20 protein-coding genes and 1 tRNA gene are annotated in these 26,973 nt (G+C 45.0%); 15 read left to right on the plus strand and 6 right to left on the minus strand.

Annotation, left to right across the window (positions count from 1 at the left end; genetic code table 11):
* Nucleotides 1-41 precede the first annotated feature (41 nt).
* The 5 genes from H6759_00110 to H6759_00130 all read left to right on the plus strand — a co-directional run bounded on the left by H6759_00110 (nucleotide 42) and on the right by H6759_00130 (nucleotide 13,663).
* Complete coding sequence (locus tag H6759_00110; GenBank protein ID USN52481.1) at nucleotides 42-8,249, plus strand: hypothetical protein; 8,208 nt, start codon at nucleotides 42-44, stop codon at nucleotides 8,247-8,249.
* 43 nt (nucleotides 8,250-8,292) lie between these two features.
* The gene (locus H6759_00115) at nucleotides 8,293-9,087 is read left to right on the plus strand and encodes a LytR C-terminal domain-containing protein (GenBank protein USN52482.1); all 795 of its coding nucleotides are present in this window, start codon (nucleotides 8,293-8,295) and stop codon (nucleotides 9,085-9,087) included.
* A 112-nt stretch (nucleotides 9,088-9,199) separates the two neighbouring features.
* Entirely contained in the window at nucleotides 9,200-11,212 is a 2,013-nt protein-coding gene (locus H6759_00120; GenBank protein ID USN52483.1) for a hypothetical protein, read from the plus strand.
* 22 nt (nucleotides 11,213-11,234) lie between these two features.
* Entirely contained in the window at nucleotides 11,235-11,966 is a 732-nt protein-coding gene (locus H6759_00125) for a hypothetical protein (GenBank protein ID USN52484.1), read from the plus strand.
* 152 nt (nucleotides 11,967-12,118) lie between these two features.
* Nucleotides 12,119-13,663, plus strand: coding sequence for a hypothetical protein (locus H6759_00130; protein ID USN52485.1), 1,545 nt, complete (start codon nucleotides 12,119-12,121; stop codon nucleotides 13,661-13,663).
* 61 nt (nucleotides 13,664-13,724) lie between these two features.
* Here H6759_00130 and clpP read toward each other — a convergent pair whose 3' ends face one another.
* Nucleotides 13,725-14,303: an ATP-dependent Clp endopeptidase proteolytic subunit ClpP gene (gene clpP, locus H6759_00135; GenBank protein USN53013.1), complete on the minus strand. Its 579-nt coding sequence runs from the start codon at nucleotides 14,301-14,303 to the stop codon at nucleotides 13,725-13,727.
* Between the two features lie 54 nt (nucleotides 14,304-14,357).
* A complete protein-coding gene (locus H6759_00140) occupies nucleotides 14,358-15,344 on the minus strand; it encodes a DHH family phosphoesterase (GenBank protein ID USN52486.1) in 987 nt (328 codons plus the stop codon).
* A 91-nt stretch (nucleotides 15,345-15,435) separates the two neighbouring features.
* On the opposite strand from H6759_00140, the gene H6759_00145 reads away from it, so the two are divergent.
* Nucleotides 15,436-16,143 (plus strand): hypothetical protein, encoded by a 708-nt coding sequence (locus H6759_00145; protein USN52487.1) that lies wholly within the window; start codon nucleotides 15,436-15,438, stop codon nucleotides 16,141-16,143.
* A gap of 35 nt (nucleotides 16,144-16,178) precedes the next feature.
* Here the strand turns inward: H6759_00145 and H6759_00150 are convergent, their stop codons facing one another.
* Nucleotides 16,179-16,526: a ribosome-binding factor A gene (locus H6759_00150; protein ID USN52488.1), complete on the minus strand. Its 348-nt coding sequence runs from the start codon at nucleotides 16,524-16,526 to the stop codon at nucleotides 16,179-16,181.
* Nucleotides 16,527-16,613: 87 nt separating this feature from the next.
* Between H6759_00150 and H6759_00155 the strand changes: the two genes are divergently transcribed.
* The 3 genes from H6759_00155 to H6759_00165 all read left to right on the plus strand — a co-directional run bounded on the left by H6759_00155 (nucleotide 16,614) and on the right by H6759_00165 (nucleotide 18,854).
* Nucleotides 16,614-17,519 carry an AAA family ATPase gene (locus tag H6759_00155; protein USN52489.1) on the plus strand — a complete coding sequence of 302 codons (906 nt, stop codon included), beginning with the start codon at nucleotides 16,614-16,616 and terminating at the stop codon, nucleotides 17,517-17,519.
* An 81-nt stretch (nucleotides 17,520-17,600) separates the two neighbouring features.
* Entirely contained in the window at nucleotides 17,601-17,999 is a 399-nt protein-coding gene (locus H6759_00160) for a hypothetical protein (GenBank protein ID USN52490.1), read from the plus strand.
* A gap of 141 nt (nucleotides 18,000-18,140) precedes the next feature.
* Nucleotides 18,141-18,854: an AAA family ATPase gene (locus H6759_00165; protein USN52491.1), complete on the plus strand. Its 714-nt coding sequence runs from the start codon at nucleotides 18,141-18,143 to the stop codon at nucleotides 18,852-18,854.
* Between the two features lie 62 nt (nucleotides 18,855-18,916).
* Here the strand turns inward: H6759_00165 and rpsP are convergent, their stop codons facing one another.
* Nucleotides 18,917-19,228, minus strand: coding sequence for a 30S ribosomal protein S16 (rpsP, locus tag H6759_00170; GenBank protein USN52492.1), 312 nt, complete (start codon nucleotides 19,226-19,228; stop codon nucleotides 18,917-18,919).
* 339 nt (nucleotides 19,229-19,567) lie between these two features.
* Between rpsP and H6759_00175 the strand changes: the two genes are divergently transcribed.
* From H6759_00175 to trmD, 3 genes are all read left to right on the plus strand, one after another.
* Nucleotides 19,568-19,951 (plus strand): KH domain-containing protein, encoded by a 384-nt coding sequence (locus tag H6759_00175; protein ID USN53014.1) that lies wholly within the window; start codon nucleotides 19,568-19,570, stop codon nucleotides 19,949-19,951.
* 93 nt (nucleotides 19,952-20,044) lie between these two features.
* Complete coding sequence (locus H6759_00180; protein ID USN52493.1) at nucleotides 20,045-20,737, plus strand: hypothetical protein; 693 nt, start codon at nucleotides 20,045-20,047, stop codon at nucleotides 20,735-20,737.
* A 35-nt stretch (nucleotides 20,738-20,772) separates the two neighbouring features.
* Nucleotides 20,773-21,492, plus strand: coding sequence for a tRNA (guanosine(37)-N1)-methyltransferase TrmD (trmD, locus tag H6759_00185; protein ID USN52494.1), 720 nt, complete (start codon nucleotides 20,773-20,775; stop codon nucleotides 21,490-21,492).
* Here the strand turns inward: trmD and H6759_00190 are convergent.
* Nucleotides 21,485-24,070 (minus strand): cation-transporting P-type ATPase, encoded by a 2,586-nt coding sequence (locus tag H6759_00190; protein USN52495.1) that lies wholly within the window; start codon nucleotides 24,068-24,070, stop codon nucleotides 21,485-21,487. The two genes, trmD and H6759_00190, sit on opposite strands and share 8 nt — an antisense overlap.
* Before the next feature lie 82 nt (nucleotides 24,071-24,152).
* Between H6759_00190 and H6759_00195 the strand changes: the two genes are divergently transcribed.
* The 3 genes from H6759_00195 to H6759_00205 all read left to right on the plus strand — a co-directional run bounded on the left by H6759_00195 (nucleotide 24,153) and on the right by H6759_00205 (nucleotide 26,345).
* Entirely contained in the window at nucleotides 24,153-24,761 is a 609-nt protein-coding gene (locus H6759_00195; GenBank protein USN52496.1) for a hypothetical protein, read from the plus strand.
* 141 nt (nucleotides 24,762-24,902) lie between these two features.
* A tRNA-Glu gene (locus tag H6759_00200) sits at nucleotides 24,903-24,977 on the plus strand.
* A gap of 495 nt (nucleotides 24,978-25,472) precedes the next feature.
* Entirely contained in the window at nucleotides 25,473-26,345 is an 873-nt protein-coding gene (locus H6759_00205) for a hypothetical protein (GenBank protein ID USN52497.1), read from the plus strand.
* Nucleotides 26,346-26,408: 63 nt separating this feature from the next.
* Here H6759_00205 and H6759_00210 read toward each other — a convergent pair whose 3' ends face one another.
* On the minus strand, nucleotides 26,409-26,846 hold the full coding sequence (locus tag H6759_00210) for a hypothetical protein (GenBank protein ID USN52498.1): 438 nt from the start codon (nucleotides 26,844-26,846) through the stop codon (nucleotides 26,409-26,411).
* Nucleotides 26,847-26,973: the final 127 nt, after the last annotated feature.

Genomic DNA, 26,973 nt, shown 5'->3' on the forward strand with positions numbered 1-26,973 from the left:
AAATGCTATAATTGAAACGTCCAATAGGACGTTTCTTTTACATGTTCGGTAGTACTTTGGTAAAAATGAAAATCCGCAAAGCATTTGCGGTGCTTTTAGTGTTTTTACAGGTTATTTTTAATGCTTTATCGCTATCTGTAGCAGCTGCTCCTCAAGTCGTTAGAGCGGCTGCACCTGCTACCGTCGGTTTTCACGGTCGTCTTCAGAATTCGAGCGGTACAAATATTAACGGAAGTCGATCTATCGAGTTTCGTTTGTACGCTAATAGTGTAGGCGGCGCAGCTCTTTGGTCAGAAACTCAGGTTCTTACAATCGACGAAGGGTTTTTTAGTGCAAATTTGGGATCAGTGACCTCGTTTCCTGCTACTTTGGATTTCAACCAACCTCTTTTCTTAAGTATTGAAGTCAACGGTGACGGTGAAATGACGCCACGCGTAACGATGAACAGTGTTCCTTATGCGTATACTGCAGGCGGTGTAAATAGTTACGCAAATCAGCCAAGCGGAACTGGTGGCAGAATGTACTATAATTCTGCAAGCGGTACGTTAAACTATTACGACGAAACCTTAAGCGAATGGAAGACTTTGGGCACCGCAACAACAGCAACATTTCAAGATATCACAAATGCTGGCGCGAATACCACAAATGCTTTGCAATTTGCAGGTGGCACATCAACAGCTGGTTTAAATGTGCAAGGCGCGTTAACAGCAACGAGTGTTTCAACGACTAATGTTACTAGCACCAATGCCTTCTTTACCTCGCTCGTATCGAGTGCGGCTTCATCAACGAGTTTCTTTTCTTCAACGGTATGGGGTACAAGTGCCTCTTTCACAAATCTTTCTGTTGGTGGTCAAAATGTTTGTCTCGCTAATGGCACCAACTGTCTTGCATCAAACGAGGTAGACAGTCTTCTTTCTGTTACAAATCGTGGTTCGGTGGCTACGGCAACGCTCACGCTCCTTGGTGGTGCTATCGCCAATACATTGAACGTAACCGACACTGCTACCATCGCTAATGCTGTCGTTACCAGTACTCTTATGGTGTCTGGCACGGTGTCTACAAATCTCACGCCAACGACAGATCTTATTTATTCGCTAGGTACACCATCCCTTCGTTGGAATGGTAATTTTGGTGATGTTATTATCGCTAATGCTACGGCAACCTCTCTTGTTTGGACCAATGCCACCGGTACCAATACCACTTCAACCAATCTCTTTGCCACGAATCTCACCGGTACGAATGGTTCATTTGTGAACTTCTTGGCAACCAATGCCACAACAACCAACAGCACAAGCACGAACTTCTTTGCCACGAACCTTGTCGGTGCCAATGCGACATTCACAAGTCTCTCTGTCCTTACGCCTTCGTCTTTTACAGATATTATTTGGACAAATGCCACAGGTGTTAATACGACCTCAACGAATTTCTATACCACTAATGGCACCATGGGTTCTTTGATTGCAAACTCAGGCAATATCACCGACCTCCTTAGTACCAATGCCACTTTCACCAGTGTCACCACAACCAATCTTTTTGCAACGCTCGTTTCGTCAACGCAAATTCTTGTGAATGGTTTTGAGGTTTGTACAAGTAATGGTACGAATTGTCCTTCTGCTGGTGCTGAATCCGATACCCTTGCGACGGTTACCGGCCGAGGCGCTACCACCACATCAGCAGTGACCTTCTTGGGCGGTGTTACCACCACAAACCTAAATGCAACCAGTGCTCTCATCGATGATCTTGTAAGTACGAACGCCACCGTGACGGCCTTTGCGGTTCTTGGTGAAGTGAATTCAAACTTTATTCCAACAACTGATCTTGCTTATACGCTTGGTAACAATACCAATCGCTGGAATGGGTATTTTGGTGATGTCACAAGTACTAATTTCTTCTCTTCGCTTATCGTTGGTACTAACGGTTCTTTTACGAATCTTCTTGGTACAAACGCTACTTTTACGAATGCTACAGCGACTACATTTAGTACTCAAACCTTTACGGCAACCAATGCTGGCATCACAAATGCTACGGTGACAAACCTCATTTTTACCAATGCAACAGGTGATACGCTTGCCTTGTCTTCTTTGAGTACACAAAGTGTTTCGACAACCGACCTCCTTGCAACGAATGCAACGCTTACCAATGCCATCATCGCAAACTCCACGACGACGAATGGCTTTATCGAAAATCTCATCGGTACCAATGTCACGAGCACCAATCTCTTTACGGATGCTCTCACAGCTAATTCAGCAACCATTCTTTCTTTGACAGCTGGAAATATTACCGTCACAAGTACGGCGACCATTGCAAATCTTGTTGCAACAAGCTCAACACTTACGAATGTATTGATTGGCTCTAGTACGACAACGAATGCCACAACCACCAATGGTTTTGTTTCACAATTTGTGGCGACAAATGCAACGAGTACGGATCTCTTCTCAGTGAATGTGATCGGTACCAATGCGACCTTCACGAATCTTAACGCTGCCTCTGGTCTCATCAATGACCTCACCGTTGTCTCGCTCACCGCAGGTACAACAACCGTGACTAACCTCATTGCAACCAATGGCACCACCACCAACAGTACAAGCACGAATCTCTTTGCAACGAACTCTGTCTTTAGCGGCGCAACCTCAACGAATGCCTTCTTTACGAATATTGTTGGTACGAACGCGACCTTCACGAGTCTTTCCGTTCTTTCGCCATCAACGCTATCAAATCTTACTTGGACCAATGCAACAGGTACCAATACGACTTCAACGAATCTCTTTGCTTCGTCACTTTGGGGTACGTCCGCAAGTCTCACAACGGCACTGATCAATACCGCAACGATTACTGACTTGATCGCAACCAATGGGACAACGACCAACAGTACAAGTACAAATCTCTTTGCAACGAATTTGTGGGGAACAACGGTTTCAGGCACGACAGCGACTTTTGGTGTGGTTTCTGCAGCAAGTGGTACGATCACAGCTCTTTCAGGAATAGATCTTGCTTATACAAACGCACTCTTCACAAACTCCACTTCAACAAATACGACGAGTACGAATGCCTTTGCAACAAACCTCAATGCAACGAATGGTATTTTTACAAACTCAACCTCAACCAATACCACCAGTACCAATGCCTTCTTTACCTCGCTCGTATCGAGTGCGGCTTCATCAACAAGCTTCTTCTCTTCAACGGTATGGGGCACAAGTGCATCCTTCACAAATCTTCTCGTCGCCGGTCAAAGTGTCTGTCTTGCTGACGGCACCAACTGTCTTGCCGTCACGGAATCAGATACCCTTCTCTCCGTTACCAACCGTGGCTCAGTTGCCACAGCAACCCTCACCCTTCTTGGTGGTGCTATCGCCAATACATTGAATGTGACGAATACCGCAACGATTGCTAATGCTGTCGTTACCAGTACTCTTATGGTGTCTGGCACGGTATCTACAAATCTCACGCCAACGACAGACCTTATTTATTCGCTGGGTACGCCATCCCTTCGTTGGAATGGTAACTTTGGTGATGTTATTTGGATGAATGCAACTGGCACCAATACCACTTCGACAAACCTCTTTGCGACTAATTTTGTTGCTACAAGCGGTCAGATCACAGACGCTCTCTTGACTAACGCTACGGCAACCAATCTTTTTGCAACGAATGCGACCTTAACAAACCTAACGGTAAATAATTTAACCTTGGCCAACCCGCTCAATCTTTCGTCATTACTTTGGACAAATGCAACAGGTGTTAACACCACCTCAACAAACTTCTTTGCTGACACAGCATCTTCTACTGACCTCTTCTTTACAAATGCCACGGGTGGGTCATTGGTGGTTAATTCGCTTAGCTCAAATACAGGGATCTTTAGCGCCATCCTTGGTACCAATGCAACGTTTACCGCTGCTACAACAACCAATCTCTTTGCCACAGCTGTTTCAACAACGGCACTCTTTGTGAATGGTCAAACGGTTTGTTTAACAGATGGAACAAATTGTACCTATCCTGGTGAGGCAGATACCTTGGCTAGCGTAACAGCGAGAGGAGCAACAACATCGGTTGCTGTTACCTTCTTTGGTGGTGTGACGTCCAGCAATTTGAACGTTACCGGTACAATCGGTGGTCAGTATGTGAATGCATCGTCTGTTTCTATTCTTAATGGATTTAGTGCTGCAACAGGTACAATCGGTGGTCTTATTTGGACTAATGCTACTGGCACGAATACCACCTCCACGAATCTCTTTTCAAATAATCTTGTCGCGAACTCAGCGACCTTTACTCAGGCTACAGCGACAGCACTCTTTACCCCAACATTTACTGCAACGAATGCAGGTATCTCGAGCTCAACGATTACTACGTTGCAGTTTGCAAACGCTACCGGTGTAAATCTCTTTACCTCAACCGTTTGGGGAACAAGTGCATCGTTTACGACGCTTACCGTTGCAGGTCAAAATGTGTGTTTGCTTGATGGAACAAATTGCCCACTTTCAAATGAGGCGGATACTTTGGCAACCGTAACGGCGCGTGGTGGAACAACGACTGCTCCTGTTACCTTCTTTGGTGGTGTGACATCGAGTAACTTAAATGTGACCAATACGGCAAATATCGCGTATTTAAATGCATCCTCGGTATCTGTTCTTAATGGCTTTAGCGCTGCTACGGCGACGATTGGAGGACTTATTTGGACGAATGCTACGGGGGTAAATACAACAACAACGAACCTCTTTGCGAATAACTTTAGAGCACAGGCATCAACATTGTTTGCGCTGACAGCAGGCACGGTAACCGTTACGTCCTCTGCATCTATTGTAAGTCTCTCAGGTACTGGCTATACATTTACCAACGGGACCACAACCAATTCAACAAGTACCAGTGCTTTTGTTACAAATCTTGTTGGTACCAATGCTACGCTCACAACCTTGTCATTGGTTAATCCAATTACGGTAACAGGTATTAGCTGGGTAAATGCGACAGGTACAAATACCACTTCGACAAATCTTGCTACGACAAACCTTACGGGTACGTCGGCAACAATCACGCGAACTACATCGACAAATAGTTTTGCCACAACGGCATCATCAACAAACAACTTCTTTACTACGGGTCAAGGTAGCTCATTGTCATTAAATGTCTTAACGGCGACTACGGGCACGATTACGAATCTTCTCTCGACATCGAGCACAATCAGTAATCTATTTGTTAATACCCTAGCGGGTACGAGCGCAACGTTCTCAAGTCTTCTTGTCGGAGGTCAAAATGTCTGTTTAACAAATGGTACAAATTGTCCGCTTTCAACTGAAATCGATACGTTATTGAGCGTTACAAATCGTGGGGCGAGCGCAACAGCAACGCTCACCTTGCTTGGTGGTGCCGTTGGTAGCTTTGTGAGTGCAACGTCTTTCTTGGGTGCTTCGGGTACAGCGATCTTTAATGGTAATACGACTATTGGTGATGCAACGTCTGATCTATTGTCTGTAACGGCAAGAATTAATACTGATCTTGTACCGTCTACTGATCTTGTACGTTCTTTGGGATCAGCAACACTTCGTTGGAATGCCTTCTTTGGCAGTGTGACAACAACAGGTCTCGTTTGGACCAATGCAACAGGAACATCGGTAACAACAACCAATATCTTCTCGTCGATTGCGTCATTTAGCTCTCTTGTAGCGACAAATGCCACAATGACTTCGGTAACAACGACAAATATTGCTACGACCAATATCATTGGTACAAATGCGACATTTACAAACCTCACTGCAGGAAATATCAACCTACAACCAAGTCCTGCTGTTGCAGAGGTGAGTTGGACAAACTCTGGCCTCTCATCAACAGGTATAGAATCTGTGCGAGCGATGCAGTCTTTCAATGGTTACCTCTATGCTGGTCAAGGTGATAGCGCGGGTGATGGTGACATTAAGATTTGTGATCCTTCTGTAGCGGGTAATGCGCTCGTCTGTGATAGCGCTTCGGACTGGTCGACATCTCTTGATAATGCCACGGTTAATTCTATCGGTGCCTTTGCTGTTTATAAAAATCATTTTTATGCCGGTGATTCAGGAGATACTTTCTTTGAGGGTATTATCAGAGTCTGTACACCAGGCACTACGGGTAATACGCAAAAATGTGATTCGGGAGACTGGGCGGTATCAACAACAACTGGCATGGATCGTATTACACAGTTAATTGTTTACGAAGATACGCTATATGCTTCAGGTGATACGGGATTCCAAGGGGTAGAATCTACTTATTACTGTAGTCCTGAACTCACCGGAGCAGCAGATATTTGTGATGCAAGTGATTGGACGAGAGTTGTGCCATTTGCGGGTACCTATGAGCTTATTAACGGTCTTGTGATCTATAACAATAGACTTGTTGCCCTTATGGGGCAATCAAACGGTGACTACGATCTTCTCACCTGTGATCCTGCTTTGTCTGGCAATCAAAGGATTTGTGATAGCACAACTGATTGGGTGCGTACCATTAATAATGGTGCCGGTAGAGATTCTTATGTCTCGGCAGCAGTGTTAAATAGCTATCTTTATCTAGGTACAGGCAATGATCCTGGCGAGGGTGATCTTCAGCGTTGTGACTCCCGTTATAAGCCTGATGCGTTACTTTGTGACGGTACCGCTGAAATCGGCACAACGTTTGATCCGGGAGCTTCTATCACGCGTATTCCAGCCATGATCAATTATGGTGGTAGCTTGTGGTTTGGTACCGAAGGTTCGGCAGGTGACGGTGATATTTATCAATTTGAATCTTCGGTAGCATCAACCTCGCATGACACGGCGTCGTTGCAGGCTACGTATTCTTTTGCGACGTATAACGGTTATCTCTATGCTGGTCGTGGTAACTCAGCGGGTAATGGTCAGGTTTGGTTATACCAACGCCCTAAGCTTAGCTCTAGCCGCATCACCTTTAATACAGGTACTTCTACCGGTTCATTATGGTTTGAAGAAGAAGATCAGAGCTCGACAGGTGCAGGTCAAGATGCAAGTTCTACGATTGGTGTCTTTAAACTTTCACATAGTCTTGTTGCAGAAGCTGGTGCCTACGATTTAGCCGAAATGTATCCAACCTCAGAAGATGGTCTTGAAGCGGGTGATGTTGTTGCTATCGATACCAATAACCCAGGAAAAATCAGAAAGACGAAGGATGCGTATGATAAAAATACGATCGGTATCGTTTCAACACGTCCTGGATTTGTTCTCTCTGGTCAGCAGGCAGAGAATGCTGTTCCGGTTGCCCTTGCTGGTCGTGTGCCGGTTAAAGTAACGGCAGAAGGTGGTTCTATTCAGGCGGGTGATGCTCTTGCACCATCATCAATACCTGGTTATGCCATGAAGGCCACACAACAGGGGACAATTGTGGGTCGCTCGCTTGAATCTTATGCATTTGGCTCTACCAGTACAGAAGAAACAGCAACGGTCGTGGCTTTTGTGCAAACCGCTTATCACTTTGGACCTACCGAGTCAGTGATTGCCGAAGAAATTGCGCTGTTAAATAATGATGATGCGCCAGAAGGTGATAACGTTGCTGAAATAATTCAGCCTGCAAATTCTGCACCAGAGATTAGCTTGCCACTCGGTTCGCAAATCGCTCAAGGTATCGGTGTTCAAACACTCGTGGTAGAAGAGCTCGCCGTACGTGGAATGATCATCATTGAGGGTGATACACGTATTCGTGGCTCCTTGTATCTCGGATCGTCTTTGTCTGGTACTGCTGTCATTGAGGCTAATACTGATCGAGTTACGGTAACCTTTAAGCAGCCGATGGCGTCGATTCCTCGCGTACAAGTAACAGCGAGACTTGAAAAAGCGAATAGTAGTGAATCATTTGATAATGATGTTTGGGATGGAACCTATTACATCGCCAATATTACCGAAGAAGGCTTTGAGATTCGTTTACCGGGACTTGGATTATGTAAGTATTATGACCCATGTCCAGCCGTATTATCGATGGATTGGTTCGCCTACTTCCAAGAACCAGAAATTGAAGAACCGATTCTTGTCTCATCGAGTAGTACAACGGATGTCGAGACGCCGGCGCCAGAAGATTCAGTAGAAGTTGATAGTGAAAGCGGCACCTCTACCACAACACAAGAAGAGATTATTGAAGATGTTGTGATTCCGGAAGAAATCCCAGTAGAAGAGGTGGTGGATACACCGCCCGAGGTCGTAGAGCCTGTAGACGAAGTCACCATACCTGTTGTAGAGGAGGTTGTGACGAGTGAGCCTGCGGAGATACCGGTGATTGGAGAGTAAAATTGAACAGGATAAAATATTCATGCTATACTAAAAACGATTTATGACAAAACGCGCTCCTTCTGCAGCAAAAGCTGCATCTCCCGCTGTTCAAGAGGCATCACGTGCAGCACGTGCCTTGCCGTTCTTGCTCGCATTACTTGTTCTTATCTTGATTGGCGCTTATGCGTACAAATCTAAGAATACCAATGTAAGAATTGGTACAAATAACGCACAAGTCGCCCAAGGTGATGCTCGAGAAATCCAGCAACTCATCGAAAGCGTCTCTTCATTTGTTGTTGTAAGCAAAGATGAGATTCCTTCTGTGGCAACAATTGAGGATATTGGACTCGTGCGAGCACAAAACCCTATCTTGTACCGCGGTGCAGAAAATGGCGACCGTTTGCTCGTTTGGTCTGATAAGGCCGTTGTCTATTCTGTTAGCCAAAAGAAGGTGCTCTCGGTCATGCCTCTTATCAAAGATCAAGACGATATTCAGTATGTTGAGCGTCTTATCTCTACCCTCAATGCAAATCAAGGGTCAGTTGCAACATCGTCTACAGCAGCAACTTCAGAAACAGTAAACAAAAATCCAACCGTCGAGGTACGTAATGGTACCCCAACACCGGGTCGCGCACGTATAACGGCAGATAGTCTTAAGGCAGCTGGCTTTAATACGGTCGCTCCAGTAGATGCAAGCAAAAAAGATTATACAAAAACGGTAATCTTTGTAGCCGGGGCTAATATCCAGGCTGATATTGTCGAAAAACTCCAAAAAGAGCTTAATGCGGACATTGTGACGAGCCTTTCAGGCGAGGCGGCGATCACATCTGATATCGTTGTCGTTATCGGTGGGTAGTGAGATGTTTTTTGGCAATAAAAAAATCCCAGAAATGGGATTTTTTGCTTTGTTAAGCAGAATAATATGATTGACAAAAGGCCTTTTTTGTGCTATTATAAGACTAATCGTTATGTCATTTCGCTCCTTTCTTTCAACGAATTATCGATCAAAGCGCTCGCTTGCATTTGTATTGCTTGGAGCGCTTTTTGTATCGTTGATGCCAATGGTGCCTTCTGTTGCTTGGACGCGTTCTGATTACGCATCAAGCCTTATTGTGGTGCATGCGCCATCGATCATGAACCCTGGCAAAGAAGCTGAGGTTGAGATGGTATTAAAAAACACTGGATCTGCCCCATGGTATAAAACGGGCACAAATTTTGTCTCTCTTTATCATTATGACGGTGTCAAAAAGCTAGAGGTCCCAAGTGCTTTTGGTCCAGCGGGTTGGGATGCGAGTGAACGTCCAGCAAAACTACCGGTAGATCGTGTTAATCCTGGAGAAACAGTCACAATCCGTTTTCCTCTTATCGCACCAGCAAGAACGGGTACCTATGATCTTGATTTTCTTCTTGTCGCAGAAAACTTGATCCGTATGGGGGGAGGACGCGCGAAATTTTCAATCAATGTCACGGGTGATCCTGTAGCTACTTCGGTACTACCATCTTCGCCAACACAGGCGAGTGCTTTTGCTCCAAAGCCACAGCAAATCGTTGTACCAGAGCAACCATCGGATGCATCGTATGCGGGTTTTCTCATGTTGCGTTCTGATGCTGAGATGGTTGTAAGTGGTAATGGTCGTAAGCAATTTTCGTTCGGATTTAAAAATAATGGTACGGCTACCTGGAGTTCACGCTCCGTTAAGGTGAGCGGTATTCAGCCAGCGCTCGGTGACCGCTTGGGCTCGGTGCGTGATGACTCCTGGTTGGATGCTTCAACGCCTATCAGTCTTACGGGGATTACAAATCCAGGTGAGTTAGCTTTTGTTACTTTTAGCTTGCAAGGTCCAGCAAAGGCAGGTGTCTATACTGCGCGTTTTCAACTCTACGCAGACAATAAACAGGTAGAAGGAGCTTTTGTAGAAATTCCTATCACCGTAACAGCCGATGGGTATATTGAGCCTGAGACAATAAAGCCCGTTGTAACACCAGCGCAAACCCCTGCGCCAACGCCAGCACCTACACCAGTGGCGGCTCCACCAACAACACCGATCTCAAGCTTTGTATTAAATCCAAAACCGCTTAACGGTGATAGCTCGACGTTACCTGATCAGCCATTGATTCGTGTCGGTTTATTAAATCCAGAAGACTATGCGATGACGGTTAAAGCAAGTCACGTGCCATTACAGGTATTGAACAATGGTGCACTCGTTTGTACCGTGCCGATGAACGAAGAGATCGAAGTTTCTTATAGCAAGGTTACAAGTAAGTATTCTTTAAGTGGTTCAACGTGTGGCAATGTCTCATCGAGTGCTTGGTATGTTGTTCGTGCAAATGACGGGATTTCACCAATCACCCTCACAGATTATGTACGTCCAGTGAGTTGGTTGCCTGGCGCCAATGACAATACCTTTAGAGCGCAGCTTGAACTTCGTTACGCTTCTAAACCAGATGAAATTTGGGTTATTAACGAGCTACCGATTGAATCCTATCTAAAAGGTATTGCAGAAACATCTAATGTAAGTCCGGCTCAGTATCAGCGCGCATTATTAACCGGCGCTCGTACCTATGCTATGTATCACGTGAATCGTGGTACCAAGCACGCATCACAAAACTTTATTGTTGATGCAACCTATGACCAGGTCTATCGTGGCTATGGTCAAGAAGCAAGAACACCTACAATTAGCGCAGCCGTTGATGCAACACGCGGACAAATCGTGACCTATAAAGGCAAGCTTGCTATCACGCCTTATTTCTCACGCTCTGATGGACGTACGCGTAACTACGAAGATGTATGGGGAGGTCAGCCTATCGATTGGCTCAAAGCCGTAAATGCTCCGGGTGATGAAGGCAAAACACTTTGGGGTCACGGTGTTGGTCTTTCAGCATCAAGTGCGCTCTATATGGATGCGACACTAGGTAAAAACTACGAACAAATCTTAAAGCAATTCTATACAGGGATTGAGCTAATGAAGGCTTATAAATAAACAAAAAATAACAATACATTTTATGACAAATGAAAAAAACACATCAAATACAGAGGCAACAGCAGAAAAAGGTATGCATGGTACTATCGTAGAGATTCAGCAATTAGGTGAATCTCGTAAAGTCACTAGAGATCAAGAACGTATTGGTATTCAAGCGTTAGAAAGCCCTGACTTTGCTCTCATAGCAAATCGCGCTCTCAATCAAGGTACAGATCCTGAATTGCTCAATCGCACTGTTCCTGAGTCGGTAAATAAAATTGCTGAGATTCTCGGTTTGACCCCAGAACAAGCAACAGAAGCTATTTCATTAGCTCATCAACGTGGCCCTGGTGCGCTTGGTGTCGATTCGTCTGAAGAGTGGTTGTGGTTGGTATTAGCAAAGCACTCGGCAGATGAATCTAAAGCAAATAATGATCCTGCAAAAACATTGGCCGATACTGCGCGCAAGATCGTCGCCTTTGAGCAGTACGCAAATCAGGCAACAGACCCAATGGGTGACGCTAAAGCCTTTCGCGGTGAGATGTTAGAGAAAGTGCAGCCTACTGGCATGGCGCCGCTCGGTGCAAATGTCCCATTGTATGAATCAGATCTCGGATTCTATGCTGCCTACCGTACGGGTCATGCTATTGCTGCCGTCAAAAGCACCGACGGCCTCGTCTTCTACGGTACGGATGGTTCAATCGATCTAGAGAAGGCCGGTATCAAGGTTGATAAAGTTCTCTCGCCTACATTTGGTATCGTTTTTCCAGAATAAAAAACATCCGCCATTGGCGGATGTTTTTACGAATGCTTTAAACGAATTTTGTAAGTATGCTTTTGTGTTCAATAACAGCATGATACTATCTTGATATGTACCTAGGAGTAATCATATTAGCGTCTGTGACGTAAATAGTAAAACAAAGCATCATGTCATTTAAAAACCCATTTACCGGAAGTGAAAAACCTTCTGCTCCAAAAGCACCAGAAGAGAGAAAACGCCCAAAAAGCAAAATAAAAAATCTTGCAAAAACGGTAGGCTTCATAGCCGGCATGACAGCTGCTTCTCAAGGAGCTTATGCGCAGGCTCCCAGTAGGGCTGTTGACGAGGTTACAGAAGACGCCTCGGCTCAGCAAGAAAGAAGAGGTGATTCTAGAGTGCTAAGAGCAAGCTCTTTTGAAGAGTATTCTGATCTTACAACTGCCCTTAGAGCTGAAGCTTCGACCTATCTCGGCGAACATGTAGCTCCAGAGGTAAATATTGAAATGAATGGCCTTGTCCCTGTGGCAGTGAGTAATGGTTTTGATCGATATCGTTCTGTCGCGGAGAATAATTGGAGGCTTACCGCATTAAGTCTGCCTTCTGAAGAGGAAAATAGAGCACCTTTGTTGAATTTTTTGAATACAGGAGCGTTGCCTACTTTTATTGAATCGGGTCAGTCTCATCAAGTTGATGGGTCTGATAGACCAAGTCTAAATTTAGGGGAGATAAATCTTTATATCACGGAAGGTATCAACGAAGAGAGGGAGGTAACACCATCAGGCACGACACTTACGGAACGATATCAGATGACAATTTCAGCAATAGACCCTAATATCGAACTTCTTGCAGAAAACGCAACTAGGTCTTCAATAAGAAACATTTCGGTAGGAGTTGGTTTTAGTGAAGCACAAGCCCTCGATACAGCTATTCGAAATTACATAAAACAGTTTTGCAGACGTATCTATAGTGCGACTCCGCGTACGGTTGGATCCGTACAATACAACGAGGGTGATATGGCTCGGGAGTTAAGTATTTCGCATGAAAGCATCCAAACGGCGATCCTTGATTTACGGGTTGTAGATATTTCACACGATGCTCAATACGGTACATATACAGTGTTTATCTCTGCAATTAATGGCCAGTTAGATCTATCAAATACAGCTATGCAGATCTCAGAAGGTGTAAGCGCTGAAGATTATCAACAAAGGCAACTAAGGTTAGGTAATCTTGTGAGACAACGATCCGCGCAGCCACAAGTGAGTAATATTCTTTTAGATGACCCTTTTCATTCTACAGATATATATAGTCCAGAATATACAAATCGTTTTAATACGGGGATTACAGAAACTAGATCGCTACGTGAAGGTCTACAAGCGCGCAATCCTCGCGCTCCCATAATTGAAGAACCTGTTTTAGCGCAAGAAAGAACGAATATGGGGTTGCGTTTAGCGATACTACCTCAGAATGCTCGAATCGAGACGGATGATAATGAGGGTATCATTAACCTGGAAGGTATGAATGAAGAAGAGCGCACAAGAGCTCTGACGGTAAACTCTGCTAGAGATCTTAGTGCAGAGCGCAGAGAAAGAATTGCAGCAGCGCAAAGATCTCTTTCTGTTCACCGAAGCCGCTCTAGCGCAAACGCTACACCATCACGTGCAGGTTGGGTGCGTCGTTTAGACCAAGTACTACGTGGACAGTTTCGATTCTAATCGAATTTAATAATATACCCCCACATGTGTGGGGGTATATTATTTTTATTGATTGCGGGGTTTAAGCTGTTTTTGTAATCACCTTATCAACGAGTCCGTAGGCAACAGCTTCTTTGGCTTCCATGAAGTTATCGCGTTCGGTGTCTTGTTCGATTTTTTTCATTGGTTGGCCGGTATGTTTTACGAGAATCTTATTAAGTTGATCGCGCGTTTTTAAAATACGTTCTGCATGAATCTTGATATCAGATGCTTGGCCTTGTGCGCCACCGAGTACTTGGTGAATCATGACTTCTGCATTTGGAAGCGCGAAGCGCTTGCCTTTAGCACCTCCTGCAAGAAGGACAGCCCCCATTGATGCAGCCATACCGATACAAATAGTTTGCACGTCTGGTTTTACATGTTGCATGGCGTCGTAAATTGCGAGACCTGCTGTTACTGAGCCACCAGGGGAGTTGATATAGATTTTAATATCTTTCTCACTATCTTGGCTTTCGAGAAAGAGAAGTTGAGCGACTACGGCATTAGCGACATCATCATCGATACCAGTACCTAAGAAAATAATACGATCTTTTAATAGACGTGAGTAGATATCATACGCACGCTCACCGGCATGGGTTTTTTCGATAACTGTTGGAATCAAGAAATTGTTCGGCATATGGGGGATAGGATACCTTGAGCTAGATTAGCAGTCAAATCAGGAGAGTGCTAGTTTAATACGTTCTAAAACATGGGGTTCACCATCTGATGTGAGAGCGAAGGGTTCCTCGATAATAAAGCCCGCCGCCTTTTTATGTCCTCCACCACCAAATTGTTGGCAAATAACGCTTACATCGCGTTCTAGGCTGCGAAATGACCCTTTTACGTGACTATTAGGCAGCTCACGCAAGACTAAAACAGTATCCGCGTCTGAACAGGAGGCATTAAGAAAGTTCGAAATACCATCAAGCGCTTCTTGGCCATTTTTTGTATCTGTTAAATCCGCATTTGTTGCATAGGTGTATACAAGCTTTTGCTCAGGAAGAAAGCGTAGGCGACCGAGAATCGTCCCCCATAAACGAAATGATTCGGGGTCTTTATTCATGGTAATACGACGAATGATTTCGTGGCTACGAGCGCCTTGCTTGCAAAGATCTGCAGCGGCGCGCATACCGGTTTCATTTGTGCCTGAATTATGAAATGTCGATGTATCCGTCATTACACCCAAGAGGAGCGAGGTAGCAATTTGTGAGTCTATTTCTAGCTCATGGTTCGTGAACCATGTATGGATTACTTCGCAGGTTGAGCAGGCTTGTTTATCTACAAGGTTAATCGTGCCAAAATCTGCATTGGTGGCGTGATGATCAATATTGGCAATAATGGCTTTGTTCGGAAGAAGTTTTAGATGTTCTTCGATACCGATATGCTGCAAGTCACCTCCATCAACGGTAATGATGAGATCCCATGGCTCACGAAAGATGTCAGGGTCGGTGATTTGTTCGTCGAGGTGATCGATAAACGAAAAAACCTCGGGCGCTGGTGTTATGCAAAAAAGCTTGGTCTCTTTGCCGAGCTTGCGCATTAGCCTATAGAGAGCGGTAGAAGATCCGATGCTATCACCGTCAGGACGCCCGTCACCAACAATAAGAATGCGCTTGGCAATATCGACAGCGTTCTTAAGGGCATGAGACGTTCTTTCGGCCATAATGAATAGATTAACTTAGGGTTTATTGGCTAAAAGGTCAATGATTGCAAAATATTATAAACTATGATAGGCAAGGTATCGGAGGTGACACATGAGTTCAGTTCGTGACATGTTTCGTAAGCTAGGGGAGACCATGCGTCCCTCGCTCATTCCTACGGTTCCTTTGGCAGTATGTGAGCGTTATGGCGATTTGCCGGTTGTTGTATTGATCTCGGGCTATTATTACGGAAGACCGTTAATGCGTCCGATGGCCAACCGGTTCAAGCGAGCTGGGTATCAGGTGGATTATATGACGGATGCTTTGTACGAAAAATGTTCTTTTGAAGAGCAGCAGCGTCGACTTGTAGATGCGGTTCGTACAAGAATGCCCGTAAAAGAAGACCAGCAGCCCGACCTCATTATCATTGGGCATGCCGTTGGGGGTCTGCACGCATACAGGCTTGCAACAACCCTTCTCAAGCATAACTTTTACCGTAAGCATATTACGGTGATTGCCCTTGGAGCGCCATTTCAGCGTAAGCAACCTAGGTTCTTTCAGGATCAATATCTGAGAGCGGGTATTGCTTTGCGAGGAGCGGCTTCACTACTGCTACCGAGAGAGCCGATTTACTATTCGCCTCATACGCGTTTGAAAAGCTATACGATAGCTGCTAGACACGATGAGGTTGTACCTCGACGTATTACGATGTTACCAGATCGTTGGTCGCACTATGTGCTTGATACCAACCACGCTGGTTTGATCTTTCGCAAAGATGTTTTTAAAAAAGTTCTGGAGTTAACAGAACAGAGACTGCTATAAGAGGCGGCAACCACCTGGTTGCCGCCTCTCTTTCTTTAGAGTTCACCTTTTTGTTTTAACTCGAAAAGTGTTCGTTCAATCCCTTCTGCTACAGCCTCGGTTTCGTCAAAACCATAATGAAGCCTTGGGATGCGACGCAAACGCGCACGTTCTGAAAGACCTTGTTTAATATCGGCTTCTCGCTCTTTTAAGATGGTGAGTACCGCGTCTTTCATCCCTTCAGGAAAAACGGAGAGTATGAATTTTGCATGTCCGGTATTTGCGGTGACCTTGGCGCTTAAAACCGTGATAAATGTGCCAACGGGTAATTCAATATCGCGACTGAGGACTTCAGCCATGGCTTCGCGGATATGTTCAAATCCTGCTTCGACACGTAATGACATAGGATATGGTTTTATCTTTACCTATTTTGATAAAATCGTCCAGTTACTGGATCAAAATGGGATTCAAGGCTAGTATACAGACAATCTATGTCATTAAAGCGCATTGAAATACAGGGGTTTAAAACCTTTGCTCAAAAGACCACGGTGGAGTTTCGTCCGGATGCGGGTGGGCAGCGTACGGTTACGGCCGTGGTTGGGCCTAATGGCTCGGGTAAATCCAATATTGCCGACGCTATTCGTTGGGTGATGGGGGAGCAAAGCATGCGTCTTTTGCGTGGCAAAAAGTCTGAAGATGTGATTTTTAGTGGTACCGAAAAACGTTCACGCTCAGGATTTGCCGAGGTGACCATGGTTCTAGATAATGCTGATCCAGAAAAAACCGGTATTGGCACCGAAGAAATTCAGGTAACGCGCCGCCTTTACCGTGACGGTCAAAGCGAATATGAGGTAAATAAGCAATCGGCACGTTTGTCGGATGTTGCTCTTCTTTTGGCTCAAGCTGGCATTGGTCAGCGTACCTATAGTGTGATCGGCCAAGGTATGATTGATCAGGTTTTGGTCGCGAGCCCAATGGAGCGTCGTGAATTTTTTTTTGATGAGGCTTTTGGTTTAAAGCCTTTTCAGATGAAGCGTACTCAAGCCATGAATAAGATGGATGATTCACGTAAAAATATTGGTCAGATTGAACTCATGATGAATGAGCTTGGACCACGTCTCACCCTTTTAGAAAAACAAGTAAAGCGTTTAGCCGAACGTGAAAAGATCGAAGAAGAGCTACATGCTCTCGAAAAGGCTTATTATGGTCACGAGTGGCGCAATCTTGATGTCAGTATCAAGACCATGATGGCAAAGTTACAGTTTGCAAAACAAGAAGAGACGACGCTCGAAACGCAGGCGCAAGCGCTAGAGGCAAAGCTTGCTGAGATGGGAAAAAACAACACCGCAAGCAGAAGGATTTCGCGAGCGACGTGCTGTGATCGATCAACTTCGTGAACAACGCGCCTTTTTCGTGAACAAGAGTTAAAGTTAGAAACCAAACGAGCGGTTGCAGAGGTGCGCGCAGAAAAGCCTTGGGTGCCATTACCACTCACCAAGATTATTGAACAAGTAGAATCGTTTAAAAGCCGTCACGAAACGCTCAAAGAATTACTATCAAAAGAAACGCCTGATTTAGAAGCATTACGTAAACAGGTCAGCGGTCTATTAACAGACACTCAAGAATTAGTAAGTAAGTTACAGCGTCCAGCGCCTGAGCCAGAAAAAGCTGCAGTTATTGATACGTCGATAGAAGAAGAATGGGAAACGATTCAAACACAAAAACCGCTTTGGATGCGAAGATCAAAGAAGCAGAGCAGCAACTTGAAGCATGGCAAAAAAGAAGAAGACGGTAAGCGCTCGCATATTTTTGATACGCAACGCGCTTTAACAAAACTTCGTCATGATGCGCAAAGTGCAGAGCGACGGGGGGAGTGAAGCGAGTATTGAACTTGCACGTCTTGAGACACGTCGCGAAGGTGTCCTCGTAGATGTTCGTCTACATGCACCTCATCTTGAAGAAGAGCTTTTACGTGATGAATTTTTCAGGGTGATACACCAAGTGATACCCCAACAAAAATGCAGAGATTGCGTTCACAACTCGAATGGATTGGGGGTATTGATCCAGAGACCATCAAAGAATACGAAGAAACAAAAAAACGTTCAGACGAACTCGAGGTTCAATTAACGGATATTCGCGAAGGGTTGCAGGCACTTGAGACTGTTGTGGCTGAATTAGATACAACGATCAACGAACGCGCCAAACATGCCTTTGAACGATTAAATAAAGAATTTGCTCGTTACTTTAAAACGTTATTTGGTGGTGGCGAAGCACAAATTATCGAGCTTCAACCAGAAGTTAAAAAAGCAAACGAAGAAGATGAGGATGAAGATTATGAGGAGGCTCAAGACGATGAGCAAAAGAAAGAAGAGCGAAAAGGTATTGATATTATGGTCACGCCTCCAGGCAAGCGCTTCAAGTCCATTAGCCTTTTATCTGGCGGTGAACGTGCTTTAACATCTATAGCGCTCATCTGTGCCATTATGGCAACGAACCCATCGCCGTTTGTTGTGCTTGATGAAGTAGACGCGGCACTTGATGAAACCAACTCGCGTAAATTTGCTGAGATTGTTGCGTCACTCGCAGACAAGACACAATTTATTGTCGTCACACATAACCGCGCAACCATGGCCAAAGCATCACTTCTCTACGGTGTAACTATGGGTGACGATGGAGTATCGCAATTGCTTTCGGTGAGTTTAGAAGAGGTTGAGAAGATGAGGAATAACTAACAGTAGAAATAAAAACACCCCCACAAGCGTGGGGGTGTTTTAACGTAACCGTACGAAGGGGTTTAAGCCTTCTTTTTCTTATCGAGCTTTTCGCGGCGGCGTTTTGAAACGCTTTGCTTTTTGCGCTTATCGCCATCAACAATTTTTTTGTCGACGAGGATATTCCAAACGGTGTCGGATGTTTGAGCGCCTTTTGAGATCCAGTATTTTACGCGATCTTCGTCGAGAGTAGCGACAGAAGGGGTAACGAGCGTATTGTAGGAGCCAAGAATCTCAAGAGCTTTGCCCCAAGGATCACGTGCTTTTTCTGAAACGATGAAGCGGTAGAGTGGTTGCTTCTTTTTACCGATACGGGTGAGACGAATGGTCAACATGGTAATAGGTTTAGTGGATAGATTGAGCGATGAGACGGGCTACTTGGAGGTCAAAGGATCGCAAGCCTTTGAATCCGTATGAGGATCTTCGCCAGAAGGTGTCCTCAAGAGCATGGCAAGATAATAGTAAAAACCATGGTTTTCGTCAACTATGGCACAGAATCATCCCCGGCCCTTTCTTTGTTTAAAGAAGGGGAGCGACCGACCTTTTGCCGCTTTAGACCTCCCTCTTCTTTAAATAAAGAAGAGGGAATGAGGGAGTTGATTTGGGGTGGTTGCCTTTGTGGTGGTCGCTTGCTAATATTTTGTTAACCCCGGCTAAGGGGACAATATATGAATATGGCAGAAAACCACACAGACCAACAGTTTCTAGAGTTCGTTGTTAAGTCTCTTGTAAATCATCCAGAGGATGTAAAAACAACACGTGAGATCGATGATCGCGGTGTAAAAATCACCCTTCACGTTAATCCAGAGGATATGGGCTATATCATTGGCCGCCAAGGTCAAACAGCTCGTGCATTGCGTATCTTGCTTAAGATCGTAGGCGCTAAGGCAGATGAGCGCGTTAGCATGGTTATCTACGAACCAGACGATATGCGTCGCCAACACCAAGAACGCAAAGGTGATGGCATGGGCATGTCCGATGAGATGCCAAGCAAAGTCCGTGTTCACGGTGACTCCGGTCTCGTCACAGACTCCGATCTCGAAGATCTCGGAATCTAGTAAAAACCGCCTAAGGGCGGTTTTTTAATTGCGACGAACTCGCGTCATGACGAAAGTAGTATTTCGTTATAGAATGTAGATTAACGAACTACTATGAATACACCAAATAAACAACTGATGGGCATCGCTCTAATTATGGCGCCTTTTATCTTGGGTGGGATTGTTGGCGCTTCAGCGGTTGCGTGGTATGCACATCGGCTGCCTGCGAAGATCACCACCATAACGCCCCCACAAAACCCCGTTCAACTTGAGATGAATGTGCCAGAAGCTCAGCCAGCAGGAAATATCCTATTTGGATATGGGCTAGCATCACTTGAAGATCCTTTGCGTGAGTATATTTTCGATGTGATTGCTACTTCTACGGATGTCATACATCGGTCCGTAAAAGCATCTACAGCAGCAGAGCCGCCGAAAGTCTTGCTTGATAATGAAGGGCAGCTCTTACACGTGAGCGTTGGTAAGCCATTCACCTTAGACGGTGGCTGTGGTGGTATGTCTACTAAGAGTCAGTATACGGTCAATGAGGTTTCTCTTGATGAGTATGGTCATTGGTCAATGACATTAACGAATCAGTTGATTATGACGTCGCGTCTGGATGACACGGGTAAAGTAAAAGAAGATAGAGGGCCATTTCCTGTAAATAAACGTGTCTTAGAAGAATCTTCGTTTAACGAACTTCACAATTCTTCTTATGATCCGGTTATCTATGAATCAAACGGGGTCTATGAGCCGATTTACGTCTCACCAAAAGAAATATTCTTTCATTTCACCGGAACGAGCTGTTAGGTTGCCATATTTACTAAAACAGGTACCCTGCCAGCATGAAGAAGCGAAACCAAAAACCGCTCAAGGTTGATATCATTACGATTTTTCCGGAGCTTGTAGACCCTTATCTCAAGGGGTCTATTTTAGGACGTGGTCAAAAGGCGGGTTTGCTTGAATTAAAATCCCACCAGCTTCGCGATTGGACGGAAGACAAGCATAAGACGGTAGATGATAAGCCGTTTGGCGGAGGTCCTGGCATGGTGATGAAGGTTCAGCCTTTCCATAAAGCCTTAATGGAGCTGGGCTTGCGTAGGGCAAATGGCACACCGACAGCCAAGGCAAAAAAAGCACGTGTGATTATCACGAGCGCAAAAGGAAAGCTCTTTACGCAAGAAGATGCCAAGCGTCTTTCGAGTTATGATCAACTTGTTTTTCTCTGTGGACGTTATGAAGGTATTGATCAACGCGTTATCGATCACCTTTGTGATGAAGAATTACGTATCGGAGATTATGTTTTAACAGGAGGTGAGCTTGCAGCCATGACAATGACGGATGCCGCTGCTCGTTTACGTGAAGGTGTGCTCGGTGATTATGCATCGCTTGATGTCGAATCACATACTGTTACGGGTATTGGTGAAGAGCCGCAGTATACAAGACCTGAATCCTATAAAATTAAAGGCATGAAAACAGCGTGGGATGTCCCGGAAGTTCTTTTATCCGGTAATCATGCGCATATCGAGAAATGGAAAAAAGAACAACGAAAACCGCTCAATTAATGAGCGGTTTTGGTTTGATAAGGTCTTTTGTTAGCTCAGCTGGTAGCGACGCAAGTGCAGATAATGATACAAAGATGAAGACACCTAGTGGCGAAAGCGGGGTAGTATCAAGAACGACATTCAAAATCGGGAGATAGATCGCAAGCGTTATAAGAATGAGACCGATGCTGATACCTCCTAAGAAGACACGGTTTCCTTTAAGCCAATAGGCTTGCAAAGGTAGATGAAGACTGCGAAAGGCGATAGCAACAAAGATATGCGAGAGGGCCATCGAGGCAAAGCCAATGGTACGTGCCTCAGCATCGCTAAAGAATTGTCGTGTTATCCAATATCCGGTAAGCAAGATCGCTCCATTTGCCGCGGCGGTAATGATAGTGATCTTTCGTAATCGTGGACCTAAGACATCATCATGTTTTTGTGGTTCGCGAATGGAGAGACCTCGGTCTTTCATTGTTTCAAAGGCATAACCAATGGCAGGAAATGAGTCTGTAAAGAAATTTGCGTAGAGAATTTGTAACGCATTTAACGGTGCTGGGATTCCGAGAGCATATGATCCAAGGATAAGAAGAACGTCATTAAAGGCATTCGAAAAAAGATAGGTGGTCGCTTTTTGAATATTATTAAGCATCTGTCGACCTTCGCTAATCGCCCCTACAATCGTTGGATAGGAGTCATCCAAAATGACGATATCGGCGGCTTCTTTGGCAACATCAGTACCTGAACCCATCGCAACTCCAACATCAGCTATACGAAGGGCTGGAGCGTCATTTACGCCATCACCCGTTACCGCCACTGCCTCACCGAGACTTTGGTAGATTTGAACGAGACGCCATTTTTGCTCAGGTGTAACACGAGCAAAGGCATGGTAGTTTTGAATGGTTTCTTTTAATTCGTCATCCGAAAGCTTTGCGAGATCAACACCAAGCATTACTTGAACGGGGCGTTGAGCAATACCAGCTTGAAGAGCGATAGCAGCAGCTGTTTGTGGATGGTCACCTGTAACCATTACCGTCCGTACGCCAGCTTCGCGAATAGCGGTAACACTTTTTTGGATATCAGGACGAAGCGGATCTTCAAAGGCCAACGTTCCTAAGTATCGACAAGATGTTTTGTCTTTTTCTTGGTCAACAAATGTTTTTGCTGTTGTTTTTTGGGTGGCAACACCAATAAGACGGGCGCCGTTTTTTGCGAGCGTTTGTAGTTCTTGATCGCTTGAACCATTTGGACATAAGGCAGACAAAACATCCGGTGCACCAACCATTACAATCAATAATGTTCCTTGATGTTCTACCAAGGTCGCGGCGTATTTACGTTCGTGGGTAAAGGGGAGTTGGTCAAGTACGGTATACTGATTTTTTACCGCAGAAATATCGATACTATGTAGCCCGGCAGCGCGCAAAATAGCCGTATCAACAGGGCTACCAATAATGCGCCAGCGCTCAGGTGGTTGTTCAGGGTTCTCGATAACGGCAGCAGACGCAAGGCTTGCTAATGTTAAAATTTCTTCATTATCTCCCGATTCGATATGCTCAAGTGAAAGTGTGGCTTTTGTCAGTGTGCCTGTTTTGTCAGTCAGAATAAGGGTTGTTGAGCCAAGCGCTTCTGCGGCAGAGAGTTTGCGTACGACACCTTTTTTATTTGCGAGTCGTTCAACACCAACAGCAAGAATAACTGACATCGCAATCGGTAAACCCTCCGGTACCATCGAAACACCGATAGCGATAGCTAAAAGAACCATCTCATTTAGTGGTGAGCCAGATGCAAGTCCCGATCCAAATACAATTGCTGTGATAATAATGGCCGCTATACCAATTTTAATTGATAGCTTGGTGACGGATTTTTGCAATGGCGTAGCAGATACGTGGCTTTCAGCAGTAAGCTTTGCAATTGAACCAAAAACCGTATGTGCACCTGTTGCAATGACAACGCCTTCGCCTTGTCCATCAGTTACAAGGGTGCCGCTCATAACGATATTTATCCGTTCGTGGATCTCGGCAGTTTCGCTAACAGGGGTAGGTCTCTTTTCTACAGGGATAGACTCACCGGTTAAAATGGCTTCATCGATTTTTAAACCGATTTCGTTCATCAAGCGAATATCTGCTGGTACACGATCGCCTGCGCGCAAAATAATAATATCACCCGGAACAAGGTCTTTTGCGTCACGCTCTTGTTCGGTGTTGCCTCGTCTTACACGGGCACGAACAACAACAAAATCTTTGAGTTTTTCGAGGACGGTTTGCGCTTTCCATTCTTGCCAAAATCCCATGCTAGCATTGGCTAAGATCGCCGCAGCAATCACAATGGTTTCAATCCATTCGCCGAGTACGAGTGTTAATAATCCCGCACAGCACAAAATAATAATGAGCGGATCTTTAAACTGTTTAAGAAAAACACTCAGTGGCCCATGCTTGCCGCTGAGTGGGATGGTATTTGAGCCGAAATCGATTAATCGCTTTTGCGCTTCTTGTTCGCTAATGCCGTCTTCTGATGATTCGAGCGATTGTAGGACCAGATCATTTTCTAAAGACCAAGGAGAAACAGGGATATTCATGGCTGTATCATACTTGTTTTGGGGCATATCGTCACTCAGTAATCGTGGTTTGTGGATTGACGAATGTTGAAAAGTATGTAACATTTTATTAACGAACATTGGAGGCAAGATGGGTGACGAGAGATTGCATTTTAGTCAGAGGATTCGTCCATTTACTCAAGCGTATTTTGAGCTCAATAAGTCACTGACCGAATTCGGAAAGGCTTTTGACGTTTTGCCGAGGACAAGAAAGCGATTGTTTCCAGGTACTGAAGGTGAACGACTATACCGTACTTTGGCCCCAAAGGTTCAGGATATGGAGTCTTCGTCCTCTTTTGCGCAGTCGGCACAAAAGCTCGAAAGAGGGTATGAGTACTATGTACACTGCCTTAGCCAACGTGAGTCGGTCATTCATGACTATAAGCTAAGGATTGCAGAGAATGCAGAGCATGCAACAGTAAACGGTATTATGGCTCTTACGAGCTTTACGGAGTTGGCCGCGACTCTTGCCGAAGGTAGCGATGAGCTTCTACTGTTCGCAAAGAATGCGCCTACCTCGAGCGAAGTTTCGATCGATTGTTTCGCTCAAGCCGCCTTTGATTATGCAGAGGTACGAAGGTCACTGAGAAAAGTAATTCATCATACGAGCTGTATGTTTAAGGCGCGTGAAGAGCATCATCCGTTCCTTTGTCCCAAGTGTTTACGTGAGCAACACTGTAAGAATAAGCAGCTCAACTAGCTGCTCAAGCCCTGTGATAGTAGTGGTTTTTGCCACCTGTCGCAGGGTCTTTTGTAACTTGACCTTTTTCTCATTTTTTAGTATCTTTCCGTCACGCGAATAGCGATTTGTGGCAGTGCCACGTCGCTCGTGAGCGACCGTGGCCTCATCGTCTATCGGCTAGGACAACTCCCTTTCACGGAGTAAAGAGGGGTTCGATTCCCCTTGGGGCTACCATCAAAAACCACTGCAGTAATGCGGTGGTTTTTGTTATAGAAAATCCCACCTAGCAAGAGGTGGGACGTGGCAGGCGAAGTGTCTGAGGAATTTTCAGGAGAAGGGGCTAGGGGTTAAAAAGGAAACTCGATGTGCTCCGGTGAAGGCTTTTCGGCATTGGGGGCGTCGGCCTCCATTGGAGGGCTGGCGGTTTTCTTCGTGAGAGCGGGGCAGTTGCGGTGACCGAGGTCGCCAAAGTATTCTGCACGGCACGAACCGCAATAGCGGGCTTTTCTTACGTCGTCTCTCCAACACATGTGAATGTCTCCTGTTGAGGATTGTGAATTCATAGTAGCCTCACCCAAAGGTTTTTTCAATAGATTCATCATCGCTTACAAATTAATAAACAACCAACCTTGTGTTAGGCGAGCGGCAGAGCTTAGAATGTCTAGTCGCTATCGATTGTGAGTAGTTTTCTCATCGTTGCTCGTTTGGTAGACTGAAATCATTTCATCTATGGAAAAACCAAGTCACCAAGAACCAAGAAACGAAAAACCAAATTTTGGTGCTGATTTAATGAGCTATGCAGAATATGCCAAAGTTAAGCATCCGCAATTATATGAGTATCGTTTAGTGGCTGGTGATGAGATCGTTGATTTTCTAGGTGTAAAACATACGAATGATCCTCAGGATCCATTTTTTCAACATATTAAAGATAAGCTTGATAACCAAAAACCAGATCTTATTATTGTTGAGGGGATGCCGTCTATCAATTCACAATCAAGGAAAGATCTTCAAAAACGTATGCCGACTCTGCCTAATGCTGAGTTGATACAAAGTTATGGCGAAGCATTTTATACGGCAAAGCTCGCCATTGATCGTGGTATTAAAGTTGTTTCGCCAGAGCCGAGTGATGAGCTTGCTGTTCAATATATAGAACAACAGGGTATTCCTCGTGATGTGATTTTTGCTCAGAGAGTTTCTGCTTTACTCGCACAGTATGACCGCACACAATTAAAATCCAATATCGAGGCGTATGTTGCGCCTTATCTATTGGAGATGTCCAAACAATTTAAGTGGGATGACTATGATTTTTCTCTTGAGCGCTTTAAGGTGATTCATCAAGAGATATTTGGTGTCCCATATCAACCAGAAAATCTCTCCTTTTATAAACTAGCTAGTGATCCTGTGCCATGGGAAGGAAAACCTTACGGACTTACAAATAAAGCTTCAGCAGCTTGGGGAGAATATCGAGACCGGTATATGGTAGAGCAATTACAGAAGTATCTCAATGAATTTAAAAAGCTTTTTATCGTCTATGGCTCAGCTCATGCTCTTATTCAAGAATCGGCACTGAGAAAGATGATGTCGGATCGTGTAAAAGAGTAGCTAAATTTGCTTATTAAAACACCCGCGAAGTAGCGGGTGAAACTTGGGGAGTGAATGGTTGGTTCAGGATTTCTGGGCTAGGAGCGTCTCTTCGGCTTCCCAAAAAGGAGTGAAGCGCTTGATGGGCGCCTGCAAAGCAGGGTCTTCGACCAGACGATAGAAGTAATCGTCTTGTCCGAGGATATAGGTTATCTCGTTTTGCTGGTGAATGTATTGGCTTTGGGGAGCCTCTACAATAATGCAGTTATCGGACTCTAGCGAGTAGTGGACTTCGCGATAATGCGTGCGGCATTTTGTGAGAAGAACGCGTGCGATGACAACGTCGATTCTGCATCCGATCCGTTGGGAGATCTTGATGAGAGAGGCTTTCGCTCTTTCTGGCGTCAATGTACGCCCTTCTTCATGAGTGATGTCGAAATACGTTATCAGCTTACCTGAGTCAGTATCCATGACACGAAGACGAAGTGAGCTAGCTTTTGGCTTGAGCGTATGACCGCTCATATTGTGACCAGGCTTTCCGGCTCTCCGTGTTTTGAGCGAGGGTGGCTTTGGGTTTTCAACTCCAAAAAATGACATTAGCACTCCTAACTTTGGTACGAGACGGCTATAGAAGACCTGAAAATCCCCA

The sequence above is a fragment of the Candidatus Nomurabacteria bacterium genome (assembly GCA_023898425.1).
In the GTDB taxonomy this organism is placed as follows: domain Bacteria; phylum Patescibacteriota; class Patescibacteriia; order 2-12-FULL-60-25; family 2-12-FULL-60-25; genus HK-STAS-PATE-2.

Excerpts from the sequence above, each read along its gene's own strand:
- H6759_00110 (USN52481.1), top strand. The coding sequence starts at position 42 with ATGTTCGGTAGTACTTTGGTAAAAATGAAAATCCGCAAAGCATTTGCG.
- H6759_00115 (USN52482.1), top strand. The coding sequence starts at position 8,293 with ATGACAAAACGCGCTCCTTCTGCAGCAAAAGCTGCATCTCCCGCTGTT.
- H6759_00120 (USN52483.1), top strand. The coding sequence starts at position 9,200 with ATGTCATTTCGCTCCTTTCTTTCAACGAATTATCGATCAAAGCGCTCG.
- H6759_00125 (USN52484.1), top strand. The coding sequence starts at position 11,235 with ATGACAAATGAAAAAAACACATCAAATACAGAGGCAACAGCAGAAAAA.
- H6759_00130 (USN52485.1), top strand. The coding sequence starts at position 12,119 with ATGTCATTTAAAAACCCATTTACCGGAAGTGAAAAACCTTCTGCTCCA.
- H6759_00140 (USN52486.1), bottom strand. The coding sequence starts at position 15,344 with ATGGCCGAAAGAACGTCTCATGCCCTTAAGAACGCTGTCGATATTGCC.
- H6759_00145 (USN52487.1), top strand. The coding sequence starts at position 15,436 with ATGAGTTCAGTTCGTGACATGTTTCGTAAGCTAGGGGAGACCATGCGT.
- H6759_00150 (USN52488.1), bottom strand. The coding sequence starts at position 16,526 with ATGTCATTACGTGTCGAAGCAGGATTTGAACATATCCGCGAAGCCATG.
- H6759_00155 (USN52489.1), top strand. The coding sequence starts at position 16,614 with ATGTCATTAAAGCGCATTGAAATACAGGGGTTTAAAACCTTTGCTCAA.
- H6759_00165 (USN52491.1), top strand. The coding sequence starts at position 18,141 with ATGCAGAGATTGCGTTCACAACTCGAATGGATTGGGGGTATTGATCCA.
- rpsP (USN52492.1), bottom strand. The coding sequence starts at position 19,228 with ATGTTGACCATTCGTCTCACCCGTATCGGTAAAAAGAAGCAACCACTC.
- H6759_00175 (USN53014.1), top strand. The coding sequence starts at position 19,568 with ATGGCAGAAAACCACACAGACCAACAGTTTCTAGAGTTCGTTGTTAAG.
- H6759_00180 (USN52493.1), top strand. The coding sequence starts at position 20,045 with ATGAATACACCAAATAAACAACTGATGGGCATCGCTCTAATTATGGCG.
- trmD (USN52494.1), top strand. The coding sequence starts at position 20,773 with ATGAAGAAGCGAAACCAAAAACCGCTCAAGGTTGATATCATTACGATT.
- H6759_00190 (USN52495.1), bottom strand. The coding sequence starts at position 24,070 with ATGCCCCAAAACAAGTATGATACAGCCATGAATATCCCTGTTTCTCCT.
- H6759_00195 (USN52496.1), top strand. The coding sequence starts at position 24,153 with ATGGGTGACGAGAGATTGCATTTTAGTCAGAGGATTCGTCCATTTACT.
- H6759_00205 (USN52497.1), top strand. The coding sequence starts at position 25,473 with ATGGAAAAACCAAGTCACCAAGAACCAAGAAACGAAAAACCAAATTTT.
- H6759_00210 (USN52498.1), bottom strand. The coding sequence starts at position 26,846 with ATGAGCGGTCATACGCTCAAGCCAAAAGCTAGCTCACTTCGTCTTCGT.